Here is a 14,360-nt window from a genome sequence, read left to right as displayed (position 1 = left end):
GTTGCGGAAAACATTATGGTTCCCTTGTTATCCCCGCTTTTTCTACACTCCTTTGATTAAAGCGTCATATTCTTCAGGCGTATCAATATCCGTTCCCCAAACTTTATTTGGAAAATCAATCAATTTCACATATTTTTTATTTGCTTTTATAATTTCTTTTCCTCCAATATCGCCCTGTAATAGCTGAAATTCGTGAAACAAGCAACTATCAAATAAAATTGGATGACCTTCCTGCCCCCCATATCGAGGTCGTATAATTCGAATACCTTTATGCTGGCTTATATGATATTCTTGAATAATTTTATGAACAACTTCGGTCGGTACAAATGGTTGATCCCCAAGGAAAACTAGTACAGCATCCACATGACTTTTCACCGTATTTATCCCTATTTTTAGCGAACTTGAAATACCCGTATCAGTTTTATCATTGTAAGCAAAGGTTACTTGTTTATTAAATTGACCAAGAGTGTTTTCCAAGTCATTCATATATTGACCCGTGACTAAAACGATAGGCTTTAATTCATTTTGCACAGCTAGCGACACAGGGTAATATATTAATGGAAGTTCATTAAAAGGTAGGAGTAATTTTGGTTTTCCCATTCTTTTTGAAAGTCCAGCTGCTAATATTATGGCGCCTATTTTATACATGGATTTTCTCTTTTCCATTCAACGATTGTGGTATACGACCCGCCCTTAAGCTCATAATCTCTGCAACTATACTAATAGCAACTTCATCTATCGATTCAGCACCTATGTCTAATCCAACTGGAGAAAAGATGGGTGCATTATTTAAAGTATATCCTATATTTTCCAGCATTTCGTTTGTTCGATACTTAGGACCAAGAACACCGATATAACGAGGTCGATTTTCAATAGCATATTTTAAACTTGCCTCATCTTTTTCCTGATGATGATTCATAATGACCCACCAACTATCCTTTAATTCGCTTGCTATTAAATTTTTAAGGTCAATTGTTAGATGTTTTGCGTTTGGAAAAAACTGTTGATTATTAAAATGGGATCTTTCATCTAAAACCGTTACAGAAAATCCTGCTTTGTATGCGAGTTCCACGACAGGAATCGCATCTTTTCCAGCACCAGCAACTACTAATCTTTCACTTGGCTTTACTACATCTATAAAGAAACGTTCATCATTATACGTATAAATTTCTGCACGTGTTTGTCGATTGAAAGCGAGGTAAGCATTTTCCAATATAGCTTTCGGGACGTTTTTTTCACCCGCTAAAGTATCTTCCATTTCAAGCATCGCTATATTTCCGTGTTCCATATCAATTATAAGAGTAAAAGGCTGTTCCTGGGCTAAAAGAACATCAATTATTTTCCAAATCGGATTTTTAGGATCTATCGGAAGGAATAAAAATTCTAAATTACCTTTGCAGCCGATTCCTAAACTCCAAATTTCTGTTTCACTTAAATCATAGCGGACATTCATTGGCTTATTGCTTTCAAATACTTTTTTTGCCCACTCAAATAAATCAGCCTCCAAACATCCTCCACTAATGTTGCCAGCCATAAGACCACTAGATGTCATTAACATTTTTGTTCCAGGCAACCGATATGCAGACCCTTTTACGTCTGCTAAAATGACTAAAACCGTTTGTTCATTATTATTCCAAGCATTTTTTATTTGGCAAAAAAGCTCTTGAAACTCTTGTAATCTAGACATTTTTTAAGCCTCCTTCACAAGCGAATGTATAAAGATTAATGCGTGGTTGAAAATATTAATGATTTATTGTAATGAGAAGTGTAATGAAGATAGCAAGGGTGATGTGAAGTTTTCTAACATGAATAACCTTTTAATATATTAACAAAATTCCGAATTGTTAGTCAACTTATTGTTTAGAAGATACGTAAGTTCATTGTGTAGTCTTCCCTCGGAATTTTAAAAGTTATAATCATAACGTCTATAACTGGATGGTTAAAAAGTAATTAAGTCTTCTTTTTTATTTTATTGGAACTTTTTCTAATTTTGTGCGTAAATATATAGAACCCCATTAAAGATGTGTACTAATTAAAAATAACATTTTAATGGTTGTAGCTATATGTGAATTCATAGCAATCTATTTTGATCGTAAAAAAGTATTAGAGTTACTGAAACGTCCAGTTATTTTGCCTCTGTAGCTATAGAAGGGAAGAGCGCCGGAAAACAATGTAGCAACCGGGTCGCAAGGCAAGGGTTTCAGAAGCACCGAAAAGCAAAATAGCTGAGGCAGGTGAAAGTCCTAGCCGGTGAAAGTCCGTAGGGAAGCGTGTTCCCCCTAGCCTATGCTTACGAAAGGAGTGCGGGTTCGAATCCCGCCAGAGGCATATATCTCCCCTACTCTATTTGTTGAAATAGCCTTTGTAATTTAAGGCGGTTCCTCACAATTTATAAACAACTCTTCATCTACTCTGAAATTCATTTGCTTCTCATTTCCACTTTGAATATTTCGTTAGTTATTTGTGTTAAATAGAGGGTTTTAAGTGTTTTTACTTTTGCTGTTTATTGCAAAATAAAAGTGCAGACTTGTGCAAAGAATTTGTACAGAGTCTAGCACTTTTTTAGTGCAAAAAAATAGACTTGCCAGCCACCCCAAGTCATTCTACTGTTAAAGTGTCGAATTTTAGCAGTGGAGGAATGAAAGGATGCTAGCAATGTCTGAAATTAATTGTATCAAAACATTAAGAAATGAAAAAGGATTATCGATATCTACAATTGCGGAAACTTTATCCATCAATTGGAGAACAGCAAAAAAATATGGTGATAAGGATCAACTACCTCAAGTAAAAACACAAATAAAGAAAGGAATGATGTATGACGAAAAATGGGGAGAAATCGTAAGTGATTGGCTTGAAGAGGACTCAAAAGTAAAGAAGAAATTAAGAAGAACTAATAAGCAAATGTATGAAGCCTTGGGAAAAATGGACTTCAAAGGTTCTTATCGAACAGTCTGTAACTTTATAGAGGAATGGAGAGCTAATAGAGATGATGAAATTTCCAAGGGATTTGAACGATTAACACATCCTGAAGGAGAAGCTCAAGTTGATTTTGGGATAATGGAAGCTGTTCATGAAGGGGAAATAGTAGATGTACATGCACTAGTAATGTCATTTCCAGCAAGTAATGTCGCATTAGGAATCCCCCTTCCTTCTGAAAACCAAGAGTGCTTTTTAAGTGGGCTGAAGAAACTTTTTAAACAAGCTGAAGGCGTACCACTTAGTATTAGAATCGATAATCTAACACCTGCGGTGAAAAAAGTGCGTGGTTCCGAAGGAGAAGCACAGTTAACTGATGAATTCATTGCTTTTCAAAATCATTATGGCTTTAAAGTTCAAGTTTGTAATCCCCGAAGCGGTCATGAAAAAGGAAATGTGGAACGGAAAGTTGGTTATATTCGATACAACTTCTTTAGTGTCCCTCCTGTAATGAAGGACTTTGAAGATTTAGAAAATCAGTTATCTGAGAGATTAGTAGAAGACCGTAAACGCATGCACTATCGCAAGGGTGAAATGATAGAAATTTTATGGGAGAGTGAACAGAAGCAATTATTAAAGTTACCTGAAAATGATTATCCAGTTTTTAAACAAATGCCAATCAAATTTAATAAATATAACGAATTCAAATTGGATCAACATCTCATTCATGTGCCAAAGGCGAAGAACTATTCGCAGTTATATTGCGTTACTTTTTGGGATCAGTTTAAGGTCATAACAAATAATGGTGAAGTAATTTTAAGTGATTCAAGACCATATATGAAAAAGCGTAGGTTTATACCTTGGATTGATATATTCAAAGACTGGCTACTTAAACCGAGAGTAGTTGGCCATTCAAGATATACAGAGTACCTACCGGTACGTATAAGGGAATATTTATTAGTCCCATCCTTATCTTTACGGAAACGGAGAATCGAAGAAGTTATTACCCTACTACTTCAGCATGATATGAAGGAAATTGATAGCCAATTTTATGAGTTAATAGCCAATAATGATAAGCTTTCTTCTCATCCTTATGATGTAGAGTGGTCACAGTATGATGCTCTACAGCCAGTAACATCGGGGGTGAGTGAAAATGAATGAAACGATCGAACATTTATGTAAGCAACTTAGATTAGCTCATATCGCTGAGGGGTTCGAGGAAATTCCATTTACAACACCAGATGAATTTGTCTATAAATTATTACTAAAAGAACGAGATGGCCGTGAACAGGCGAAAGCATCTAGAAACATTAAAAAAGCACGATTTTTAGATTACAAAGTACTAGAAAACTATGAATGGCATAAAGATATTTGTCTCCCCTCACATTTAACGAAAGAGGAATTGATGAACCTAGATTTTATACATCGCCATGAGAACATAATTTTAGTCGGAGCACCTGGAACCGGTAAAACTCATTTAGCCTCCGCTTTAGGCCGAAGAGCCTGTGAGATGGGGTTTGAGGTTCGATTCTATCGAGTTTCTCATTTAGTTGAAGAGTTAGAGGATGCTTTAAGTAGTGGTCGTTTAACAAGCTTTAGAAAAAAATTAGAAAAAGTGGATGTCATTATTTTAGATGAAATGGGATATGTACCATTTGGAAAAGATGGTGCAGAGCTGCTATTTCAAATTATCTCAGAGTGTTATGAGCAAAAAAGTTTGATAATTACATCAAATCTAGAATTTAGTCAGTGGAATCGAATATTCGCAGATTCACGTTTAACAGCAGCACTGGTGGATCGTTTGATTCACCATGCCCACATTATTTCATACACGGGGCAAAGCTTCCGTTTAACAAATGCTTTATCGAAGAAATTGTAAAAATACTGGGTGGCAACACTCTGTATAATTAATTGCAAATCTCTGCACTTTTTTCTTGCAAAATACATTTGCTAAATGATGTCATTTATAATTTGAAGCTTTAACTTTCTTATGCACAAAATTATTATGTTACAAAAGCTGTTAAATTAAATACATAGAGCAAATAATTAAGCAAATTTGGGGTACATTATAAATGCTAATTTAAATATGTACACTCTCGCTTGAATAAATATGTACAAAAATGCTCCTTCATTTCATACTAATACTGAGGTGTTAGTATGCATATTCAACTAGATATAGAGACGGAATTTACAATCAACAGTCTTTCAGACTTAGCAAATTTTAAACAAGTAATGGAGCAATTAAAGATGAAAATTAATAAAAGTAAATTAGCGAGAGACATGGGTGTAGATCGACGAACAATCGATAAGTACTTAAATGGCTTTGTTCCAAAAATAAAACGTAATAAACCTTCTAAAATCGATGAGTTTTATCCGATTATTGCAAGTCTTCTATCGGAAGATTCTAAGCAAGTTTTTTATTATCGACGTAATCTTTGGCAGTATTTAAAGGATAATCACGGTCTGAAATGTGGGCAGTCGACATTCCGTACATATATTGCCAATATACCAGAATTTAAAGCATATTTTGAGAAAGACGAGCGTGTTGCTTCTATTAATAACGGTATTCGGTTTGAAACCCGTAAAGGTAAACAAGCACAACTAGATTGGAAAGAAAGTATTCTTTATGAAACAAGTGATGGGGAACAAGTTGAAATTAATGTAGCAGTATTAGTACTGAGCCACTCACGAATGCGCTTCTTTTATATGAGTGTTTCAAAATCCCAGGCTGTTTTATGCTCGTTCTTAACAGAGACGTTTGAAAAAATGGGTGGAGTACCTGAAGAACTCATCACTGATAATATGAAAACCGTAATGGATGAGGCAAGAACAGAACGTTTTGTTGGAAAAGTAAATGCGAAATTTGCGCAATTTGCGAAGGACTTTGGATTTAAGGTTAAACCTTGTATAGCAGGTCGTCCTCGTACAAAAGGAAAAGTAGAGACAACAATGAAATTACTAGATGAAATTCATGCTTATCAAGGGAAATTTAATATGGCAGAATTACATAATTATATTCAAAATTTATGTAATAGAATCAATCATGAGGTTCATCAAGGAACCAATAAAATACCTATTTTAGAATTTCAAAAAGAAAAGAATCACTTACTCCAGCTACCAACTGAACGAGTAAGAGATTCCTACAGAATCAACCATACGTTTGTAAAAGTTAATGTATCTAACATGATTTCCTACAAATCCAATCAATACTCCGTACCAGCGGGGTATCAAGGAAAAAAAGTAGGTCTACAAGTATACGATGATCAATTATGGATTTATTATAACATGGAACTAATCGCACAGCATAAAATTAGTGAAGCAAAATTGAATTATCAAGAGGCGCATTACCGTGAAATTATCATAAAAGCGATGCCGGAATACCCTGACATTAATGATTTAGCAAAGCGAAATTTAGCAGCGATTGGAGATATGTATAAATGAATTCAATAATGAACACAAACTATCAGCAGCTACAACAAAACCTGGAGTATTTAAAATTAAAGCAAATGGGTCTCCATTTGAATGAAGTCATCGACTTCGGTATAAAGAATGAGCTCTCATTTATTGATACACTCATTAAATTGACAAACTATGAAATTGATGTGCGTGAGCAAAATATGATTCATGCGATGGTCAAAGTGGCTGCGTTTCCACATTTAAAGGAAATGAAGGATTTTGATTTTGACTTCCAGCCAAGCATAAATCAGCAACAATTACTTGATTTTCAAAGTCTTCGTTTTATCGAAGCAAACGAAAATATCGTATTTCTAGGTCCAAGTGGTGTCGGCAAGACCCACCTGGCCACAGCAATTGGCATTACTGCAGCAAAAAAACGAACAAGTACGTATTTTATTAAGTGCCATGACTTAATCCAGAATTTAAAGAAAGCATGGTTAGAAAACCGCTTAGAGAGCCGTTTGAAGCATTATACGAAATATAAATTATTAATCATTGATGAGATTGGTTATTTACCAATCGATCCAGAGGATGCGAAGTTGTTTTTCCAACTAATTGATGCTCGTTATGAGAAACGTAGCACGATTTTTACAACGAATGTGAACTTCAAATCATGGGATGAAATCTTTCCTGAACCAAAGCTAGCAAATGCGATTTTAGATCGCATTTTACATCACGCTAGCGTTGTCACAATCGTCGGCGAATCATACCGATTAAAGCATTATTTAGCCCCGGAAAACGAGTAATTTTGTACATCCTTAAACGAGCAAAAATGTACATATTGGTGTTGACATTTATAGGGTACATCGTATATATCATAATTTTTAAATGTTTTGTGAATACTTATATGTAACAAATAGAACCTTTATATATCAATGTTTTCCGAAAAAAAACACCCGTACTATATGAGGCCACTGAAAAAGTCCTTTCTGATTTTTGTTGCGAGTATGAGAACGATCAATTCGTTCTCATACTCGCTTTTTCATTTGAAGCCGTGGATTTCCGTTCCAGGCAGTCGCTTTCCGCGGGCACGGCTTCAATCTCCTCGTCACTTCGTTCCTGCGGGGCTTTCAGCTCGCGCTGTTCCCGCTGGAGTCGCTGCCTTCCACTCCAATCCACTATGTTCTCCTTTTTTAAGAGATTTTTCCGTTCAAAAAAGCAACTCCTTTCCTGTATAATTAAATGAAGTAAATGTAGGTGGTGTACCCAATGATTTCAAACCAAGAATCTCTCAATCTTAGCCCATTCATGGCCATATACGATATTGTGGTGCCTAAGGAAAATATGCTTCGAAAAATCAATGAACTTGTAGATTTTACTTTTATCCTCGAAGAACTGAAAACAAAATATTGTCTTGATAATGGTCGCAATGCAGTGTCACCCATTCGCATGTTCAAATATCTATTGCTTAAATCCATTTTTGATTTATCAGATGTAGATGTAGTAGAACGTTCTAAATATGATATGTCGTTTAAATATTTCCTCGATATGGCTCCAGAAGATTCTGTGATTGACCCAAGTTCTCTAACAAAATTTCGAAAACTCCGTCTTCCAGATGAGGGTTTATTAGATATGCTAATTGGGAAAACAGTTGAGATTGCATTGGAAAAAGAACTCATCAAAAGTAAATCAATCATTGTGGATGCCACACATACGAAAGCACGTTATAATCAAAAATCACCGAAAGAATTTTTACAAGAAAAATCCAAAACTGTTCGAAAAGCTGTCTATCAAATCGATGAATCGATGAAAACAAAATTCCCACCGAAAACTACTTCTAACGAAGTGAAGGATGAATTGAATTATTGTCGTCAAGTGATTACTGTTATTGAAACAGAACCACACATAGCTGAGATTCCTGCCGTTAAGGAAAAATTAAATGTGCTAAAGGAAGTAGTAGAAGATTACACAGAACAACTTAGCTATTCCAATGATCCAGATGCACGTGTTGGACACAAAACTGCCGACTCTTCTTTCTTTGGCTACAAAACGCATATTGCGATGAGTGATGAACGAATTATTACAGCTGCTATTGTGACAACAGGAGAAAAAAGTGATGGAAAATACCTACAAGAGTTAATTGAAAAAAGCCAAGAAACAGGGATGAAAGTGGAGACAGTCATTGGAGACACAGCTTATTCTGAAAAAGATAACATTCGCTATGCAAAGGAAAATAATTTTGAATTAGTATCAAAATTAAACCCGCAAATTACACAAGGCACTCGAACGAAAGAAGAAGAATTTGAATTTAATAAAGATGCAGGGATGTATGTTTGTAAAGCTGGTCATATGGCAATACGGAAAGCACGAACAAATAAGAAAAACGTAGGAAAAAATCAAAGACAAACTTATTATTTTGATATTGAAAAATGTAAAGTTTGTCCTTACCGTGAAGGTTGTTTTAAAGAAGGAGCGAAAAGTAAGACTTATTCTACGACAATCAAATCAATGGAACACAAAGACCAGGAAGTATTCCAAGAAACCGATGAATTTAAAAGAAAAGCAAAATCTCGCTATAAAGTTGAAGCGAAAAATAGTGAACTCAAACATAGACATGGGTATGATACAGCATCATCATCAGGTCTATTTGGTATGGAGATTCAAGGAGCTACAGCGATATTTGTAGTCAACCTCAAGCGAATACTAAAACTTCTGAGCGAAAAAGAGTAAAAAAGAGAGGAAGAAAAAGGCAAATTATCGTCCAAATAAGACGGCGATTTGCCTTTTTTGTATTGAATTTCATTTACACAACTAAAAAACGTAAGTTTTTCAGTGCCCTCTACTATATACGAGTGTTTAGGACAACCATTTCGGCGGTGTATTTTTTGACCAGAGTACAACTACTTTTATAATGTATAATTTCATATTTTTATAATTCAATATTCACATAGGTTTTGCCTTAATTAGAGGTTAATCATTTTTAGCATTTTAGTATATTTTAGCACATTGTTTTGGGGTACTTTTGGGGTACTAGTGGGGTACAACGTTTATTCTAAATTATTTTACATTTACAGGCAGATACTATAAACATAATAAATAAGGAAAAAGGGGCTGGGACATAACTAGCTTCAAATAAAGAGAAAGGTGAATTTGAGTTCCCTCAAATTCACCTTTCTCTCTTTTTTCACATTAGTTCTTCTGTTCCCTTAGTTAATGGCCGTGAATTTTCTTAAATTCACGGCCATTAACGCAAGACCCATTTCATTTTCAACCTTCGATTTTCCTCGCACAGAAAATCGAGTGAAACGCAAATTAGCCTTCAAGAATCCAAAAACTGGCTCCACATCGATTTTGCGTTTTCGGTAGATGGCACTCGTTTTCTCTTCTGAAAGCTTCATTCTTACATATTCTTTTTGTTGTTCCCATTTTTCATTTACTATTAATTTTCGATTGTTGCCTTCTTTTGCTTTTGTACACAATGAACGGAATGGGCATCCAGAACAGTCTTCGCATTCGTAGATTTTGAACTTCCGTTGGAAGCCTGTACGGTCATTACGGATAGAATCATATTGAAATTCAAGACGTTTCTGATTAGGGCATGTATATGTATCTGTTTCTTCATCATATTCCCAGTTGTCGGGATTAAATTTGTTCTGTTTGTACTTTTTCTTTTGTTCCTTCAAATACATGTTATACGTAATTAGTGCTTCTCGTTTTCTGTTCGAAAGGATATCATGATAATTTTGTTCACTACCATACCCTGCATCTGCGACAATGTATTTCGGTAGTTCGAAATAATGTTGCTCAATTTCATCTAGAAATGGAATTAACGTACGTGTATCTGTTGGATTTGAAAATAAACTATAGGCTAAAGCGTATTGTCCCTCTGTCGCGATTTGTATATTATAACCAGCTTTCAATTGCCCGTTTTGCATATAATCATCTTTCATTCGCATAAATGTCGCATCGCGATCTGTTTTAGAATAGCTATTACGTGCGCCAAAAGTTTCAAAGTCTTGTTGGTATTTCTGCTTTCGTAAGACAAAATCAATCAACTGATTACGCACTTGTTTCGGATATTTGCGTGCACTTCTTAAAATTTTTCGTTTTTGGACATCTGATGAAGCCTCAATTTCCTTATCATACTCGGTTACGATATCGTCAACTTGTTGAACCAAATGAGCGAGTTCTTTTAATGATAACTGTTCATCGCTTTCACGTTCGATTTCAGGGATAATTTCTTTCTCAAGTAATTCATTGTATAGCTGGTTGGACTTTTCAATTAAACTTTGATGATATTTCTCAATCGATTTCTTCCATACAAACGTAAATTTATTTGCGTTCGCTTCAATCTTTGTACCATCGATAAAAATGGCTTCTTGATGGATTAGTTTTTCTTCAATCAATTGGCACCGGAATTGGACGAAACATTGGCGAATCAATTCTTTTACTTTTGGATGGACACGAAAACGATTGATTGTACGGTAGCTTGGTTCATACCCTTGAGCTAACCACATCATCCGAATACTATCTTTTAATAACGCTTCAATTTTGCGTCCTGAGAAGACAGATTGTGTGTAGGCACATAAGATAATTTTAAGCATCATGCGTGGATGATAGGCAGGACATCCCTCATTTCGGAGAAATGGTTCAAATGCTTCTGGAGGAATACTTTCCACTAAATGATGCACGTGGTAAGCAATATCATTTTTTTGTAATTTTACTTCTAATTCTAAAGGCAAAACGATTTGATTCATGTTATAATTTTTAAACATAAGGATCCTTCTTTCTGTATAATTTTGTTGTGGTGACTTAATTTTATCAGAAGTGGTCCTTATTTTTTATTTAAAATAATCAAAGCCGGTGAAATTTTACTTATCGTAAAATTTCACCGGCTTTTTCATCAGAGACGGGTTTTGTCCCAGCCTCTTTTTCCTTATTTGCTTTATCATCCATTTTATCTCGTAACTTTTGTAATTGATTAATCACTACATCTAAACTTTCAATTTTATTGAATATAAATGTAACAGGAGCATCATCGATACCAATTATGCTTTTTTCATCAGCTTTAACATGCTCTCCTATAGGTAATGGATCGATTTCTACAAACTGCACAGCACCAAAACTTTTATCGCCCATACACCCAATCCGAACCGAAATGTCTCCTGTCCCAAATTCTATTTGAACGTTCTTATTTTTGATTGGCATTCTTTCCACTCCTTTGAATTTTATGGCGACTAAACCTTTTCATTTATAAAATAACGATTTACAAAAGGGAACTCTTGTTCTATATTCTATATTAGATTATATGTTCTTATTTTTAAAGTAGAAAGAGTATATAAGGTTAAAATAAATAGTTCATATTCAAAATGTGGGGGATTTATATGAGAGTTTATTTTTATGGGCACATATAGAAGGTGTGTATTTTCTATTGAACGAAGATTTATCGATGTGGAGTAAGCCGTACTTTATTAAACAACCGCAAAGGATACTGTTATTAAAAGATCGTTTTAAAGAAGGTATGGATAATATAGATCTTTTATGTACAGTTAATAATGAAGAGTTACAACGGTTAGTAAAAAACTCTGTAATTAATTGGAAACCTTTGCTGCCATTTATGAAATATGCCGATGTTGAGTTATTTGGGTTTGCTGAAAATTATATAGCAACAGCAGAATATGAAGAAACCAGGCTCACGTTAGTGTGAATACCTGGTCCCACTTGTATATAGGAAAGCGCTCATAAGGATTGTCTATCAATTGAAGGAAGTTGATGAAATAAATAAAAATGGTCAAATGATATAATCATATCGCTATTACTACATATATTAGTATGGAATAGGACTTTTATTTCTTGAAAAATGTAAAATAAAATGCGATGATAAATGTAATCAAAGGAAAGGGTTGGAACTATTATGAAATTTGTTCAGGTAATATACGGTTACATGTTGCTAATGTCTGTTGTTTACCTTCTTACTAAGGGGATTTCGTTAATTGTTCCATTTGAATTTGTTTATTTTTTCGTGTTTTTATTAGTATTCACGATTTTATTTCTCAGGATTCACCCTCATCCGAAACGTCTACACTATCCATTTGCGTTTCGGATCGAATTACCTTTCCTGCATCGAAATTACTAATTTGAAGTCGTTCTCTGACCAGTTCGGCTTCTTTTTTTGTTGTCTCTTTTTCCCATTGGCTTTTTTCTTTATCTAACTCAAATTGCGCCCGATCATTTCCTATTTCTTTCGCTTTTCTATCTAATTCCATGATTTCTAATTCTTTTTTAGCTTTTTTGATGTCCACTTCACCTTTTCTGAAAGATTGGTAAAAAGGTAATATACCTTGTAATTTAATACCACCTATGCTAATTTCCCCGAATATTGCACCACTTAAAGCAATCATAATTGCAATTGTGGTAATCGGATTAGCTGTAACCAATTCAATAAGACCAGGACTTTGTACATTTGATTTGATTATAACTTCTTCCTTATTATCTGTGTGATTTTTAATGACAGAATATAAATCATACCATTCATTTTGATTAAGTCCTTCTTTTTTAGAAATCTTCAGGGTGCCGTGACAAAAACCTTCTTGTATATAAATTGGTGATAATAGTTGATTTATATATTCCTTTTGCTCTTTTAAATCAAAAATTGTTTGATGAGCAGATAAAATCCAATAAAGTTTTTCTGATATTTCATTTCTAGGTGCTTCCTTTATCCACTGTACACTTCTCCGTTTTAAATAAGGAGTAACTGCATACTGAACTTCAATTTTTGATTCTAGTTTTTCTTTTGGTATCTCGTATACTTCACTAGTAACGATTCCTATGATAAAATGAGTCGACTTTTTTGAAGGAACTAGAATTAAATCACCAATCTTCATTTCATCTACAAATTTATTTGTTCTACTAGCTCCATGAGAGATTTGTTGAGAGGTCCATTCCTTAAATATTTCACTGTAAAGCGCCTTATAATGTTCTATAGTTGTACCTGCTATACTGTTGGAATCTCTATTTTTAATAGTTTCCAAAGTAATTTCATTATCCGATACTGCAATAAAATTATTTATTAGAAAATCATCATAATATTTCCCTCCATCCGCTCTGACAAGCCAGTATCCTATATCATCCGGAATGTGTAAAATGTTTACAGAATCTTCCATCAAGCATCCTCCAAAGTAAATTTTTTAACTGAATAGAAAAATTTAGTAGTTTAATAAATTGTACATAAAATAATCTAGTGTAACAATAAAAGTGAATAACTAGTTTATATTTTTCTAAATCAACCCAAAAGTCACTAGATAATTATAAAAAAGACCGCCCTCTACAAATTATTGAGAGGCGGTTTTTCATTGAAAAAATGTTAAAAAAATACACATTAACTATTGACACAAGTAAATAGATAGTGTATTATTAAAGTATAGAAAGGAGGTGAAAAAATGGAGGATTTAAGAAATATAGTCCTCATCATTGCCGGTGTTATCGCTAGTATCAAGGGGTCACTTGATATTATCGATTGGTTAAAAAAAGGCAATGACAAGGACTAACCCAAACGAAGGGGGCTGAAACTTAGCCCTCCTTCACTCTTAAATAATATCATATCCTCCATTATTTTATGAACAGAATATCCTCAACAGATTGGTTAGTTTTTATTTTAGTTGCAATCTTTTTGGTGGACCTTGATTTTAACAACATTGATTTTCTAAAATGGCTTGGTTTTGGTGTATCCATTCTTTGGCTAGTGTTATTTATTTTTAAGCACCTATTCAAGAAAAGAGGTTAAACTTTTGGAGTATCATATTCAAAATAGAGACGATTTTATTAAGTATGTAAAAAGTGAGGTCTTAACCTCATCTGAAGTATTAGAGGTATTAGGAGTAAGCCGCCAATCACTAAATTCATTAGTGAAACGAGGAAAACTCGTTCCAATTAAAGAATTAAGCCGTGATAAGCTATTTTTGAGGGAAGATATAGAGCGACGTAAAGAGGAATCCAAAGAATTACATTCTAAGTACAGACCATATGATGAATAAATTAAAAAAGACCGC

The 14,360-nt window shown here is 34.2% G+C and carries 12 protein-coding genes; 7 read left to right on the top strand and 5 right to left on the bottom strand.

What is annotated here, in order from left to right; genetic code table 11:
• Positions 1-42: 42 nt before the first annotated feature.
• Positions 43-648, bottom strand: a complete 606-nt coding sequence (locus tag MKY04_RS09465; RefSeq protein WP_346235753.1) for a nucleotidyltransferase family protein — start codon at positions 646-648, stop codon at positions 43-45.
• Positions 641-1,687 carry an XdhC family protein gene (locus MKY04_RS09460; protein WP_126296038.1) on the bottom strand — a complete coding sequence of 349 codons (1,047 nt, stop codon included), beginning with the start codon at positions 1,685-1,687 and terminating at the stop codon, positions 641-643. The genes MKY04_RS09465 and MKY04_RS09460 overlap by 8 nt, the downstream gene beginning before the upstream one ends.
• Positions 1,688-2,646: 959 nt before the next feature.
• Here MKY04_RS09460 and istA (MKY04_RS09455) point away from each other — a divergent pair.
• The 5 genes from istA (MKY04_RS09455) to MKY04_RS09435 all read left to right on the top strand — a co-directional run bounded on the left by istA (MKY04_RS09455) (position 2,647) and on the right by MKY04_RS09435 (position 9,042).
• Positions 2,647-4,077: an IS21 family transposase gene (istA, locus tag MKY04_RS09455; protein WP_036176596.1), complete on the top strand. Its 1,431-nt coding sequence runs from the start codon at positions 2,647-2,649 to the stop codon at positions 4,075-4,077.
• Positions 4,070-4,795, top strand: a complete 726-nt coding sequence (gene istB, locus MKY04_RS09450) for an IS21-like element helper ATPase IstB (RefSeq protein WP_346234634.1) — start codon at positions 4,070-4,072, stop codon at positions 4,793-4,795. The genes istA (MKY04_RS09455) and istB (MKY04_RS09450) overlap by 8 nt, the downstream gene beginning before the upstream one ends.
• 278 nt (positions 4,796-5,073) lie before the next feature.
• The gene (gene istA / locus MKY04_RS09445; RefSeq protein ID WP_346235252.1) at positions 5,074-6,357 is read left to right on the top strand and encodes an IS21 family transposase; all 1,284 of its coding nucleotides are present in this window, start codon (positions 5,074-5,076) and stop codon (positions 6,355-6,357) included.
• Between the two features lie 8 nt (positions 6,358-6,365).
• Positions 6,366-7,118 carry an IS21-like element helper ATPase IstB gene (istB, locus tag MKY04_RS09440; RefSeq protein WP_346235865.1) on the top strand — a complete coding sequence of 251 codons (753 nt, stop codon included), beginning with the start codon at positions 6,366-6,368 and terminating at the stop codon, positions 7,116-7,118.
• A 463-nt stretch (positions 7,119-7,581) separates the two neighbouring features.
• Positions 7,582-9,042: an IS1182 family transposase gene (locus MKY04_RS09435; RefSeq protein WP_346235190.1), complete on the top strand. Its 1,461-nt coding sequence runs from the start codon at positions 7,582-7,584 to the stop codon at positions 9,040-9,042.
• Positions 9,043-9,518: 476 nt separating this feature from the next.
• Here the strand turns inward: MKY04_RS09435 and MKY04_RS09430 are convergent, their stop codons facing one another.
• Together MKY04_RS09430 and MKY04_RS09425 are read right to left on the bottom strand one after the other, a co-directional pair.
• Complete coding sequence (locus tag MKY04_RS09430; RefSeq protein WP_346234597.1) at positions 9,519-11,087, bottom strand: IS1182 family transposase; 1,569 nt, start codon at positions 11,085-11,087, stop codon at positions 9,519-9,521.
• Positions 11,088-11,187: 100 nt separating this feature from the next.
• Entirely contained in the window at positions 11,188-11,520 is a 333-nt protein-coding gene (locus MKY04_RS09425; protein WP_346235752.1) for a hypothetical protein, read from the bottom strand.
• A gap of 223 nt (positions 11,521-11,743) precedes the next feature.
• Between MKY04_RS09425 and MKY04_RS09420 the strand changes: the two genes are divergently transcribed.
• Complete coding sequence (locus tag MKY04_RS09420) at positions 11,744-12,019, top strand: hypothetical protein (RefSeq protein ID WP_346235751.1); 276 nt, start codon at positions 11,744-11,746, stop codon at positions 12,017-12,019.
• Between the two features lie 346 nt (positions 12,020-12,365).
• On the opposite strand, the gene MKY04_RS09415 is transcribed toward MKY04_RS09420, so the two are convergent.
• Complete coding sequence (locus MKY04_RS09415) at positions 12,366-13,475, bottom strand: hypothetical protein (protein ID WP_346235750.1); 1,110 nt, start codon at positions 13,473-13,475, stop codon at positions 12,366-12,368.
• A 624-nt stretch (positions 13,476-14,099) separates the two neighbouring features.
• On the opposite strand from MKY04_RS09415, the gene MKY04_RS09410 reads away from it, so the two are divergent.
• Entirely contained in the window at positions 14,100-14,345 is a 246-nt protein-coding gene (locus tag MKY04_RS09410; RefSeq protein ID WP_346235749.1) for a helix-turn-helix domain-containing protein, read from the top strand.
• Positions 14,346-14,360: the final 15 nt, after the last annotated feature.

It is taken from the genome of Lysinibacillus telephonicus, from assembly GCF_039654155.1.
Classification (GTDB): Bacteria; Bacillota; Bacilli; order Bacillales_A; family Planococcaceae; genus Ureibacillus; species Ureibacillus telephonicus.
The sequence above is the reverse complement of the archived record's forward strand: the minus strand, read 5'-3'. Positions and strand labels throughout refer to the sequence as shown.

Excerpts from the sequence above, each read along its gene's own strand:
- istB (WP_346235865.1), top strand. The coding sequence starts at position 6,366 with ATGAACACAAACTATCAGCAGCTACAACAAAACCTGGAGTATTTAAAA.
- istA (WP_346235252.1), top strand. The coding sequence starts at position 5,074 with ATGCATATTCAACTAGATATAGAGACGGAATTTACAATCAACAGTCTT.
- MKY04_RS09430 (WP_346234597.1), bottom strand. The coding sequence starts at position 11,087 with ATGTTTAAAAATTATAACATGAATCAAATCGTTTTGCCTTTAGAATTA.
- istA (WP_036176596.1), top strand. The coding sequence starts at position 2,647 with ATGCTAGCAATGTCTGAAATTAATTGTATCAAAACATTAAGAAATGAA.
- MKY04_RS09465 (WP_346235753.1), bottom strand. The coding sequence starts at position 648 with ATGTATAAAATAGGCGCCATAATATTAGCAGCTGGACTTTCAAAAAGA.
- MKY04_RS09460 (WP_126296038.1), bottom strand. The coding sequence starts at position 1,687 with ATGTCTAGATTACAAGAGTTTCAAGAGCTTTTTTGCCAAATAAAAAAT.
- MKY04_RS09415 (WP_346235750.1), bottom strand. The coding sequence starts at position 13,475 with ATGGAAGATTCTGTAAACATTTTACACATTCCGGATGATATAGGATAC.
- MKY04_RS09435 (WP_346235190.1), top strand. The coding sequence starts at position 7,582 with ATGATTTCAAACCAAGAATCTCTCAATCTTAGCCCATTCATGGCCATA.
- istB (WP_346234634.1), top strand. The coding sequence starts at position 4,070 with ATGAATGAAACGATCGAACATTTATGTAAGCAACTTAGATTAGCTCAT.
- MKY04_RS09425 (WP_346235752.1), bottom strand. The coding sequence starts at position 11,520 with ATGCCAATCAAAAATAAGAACGTTCAAATAGAATTTGGGACAGGAGAC.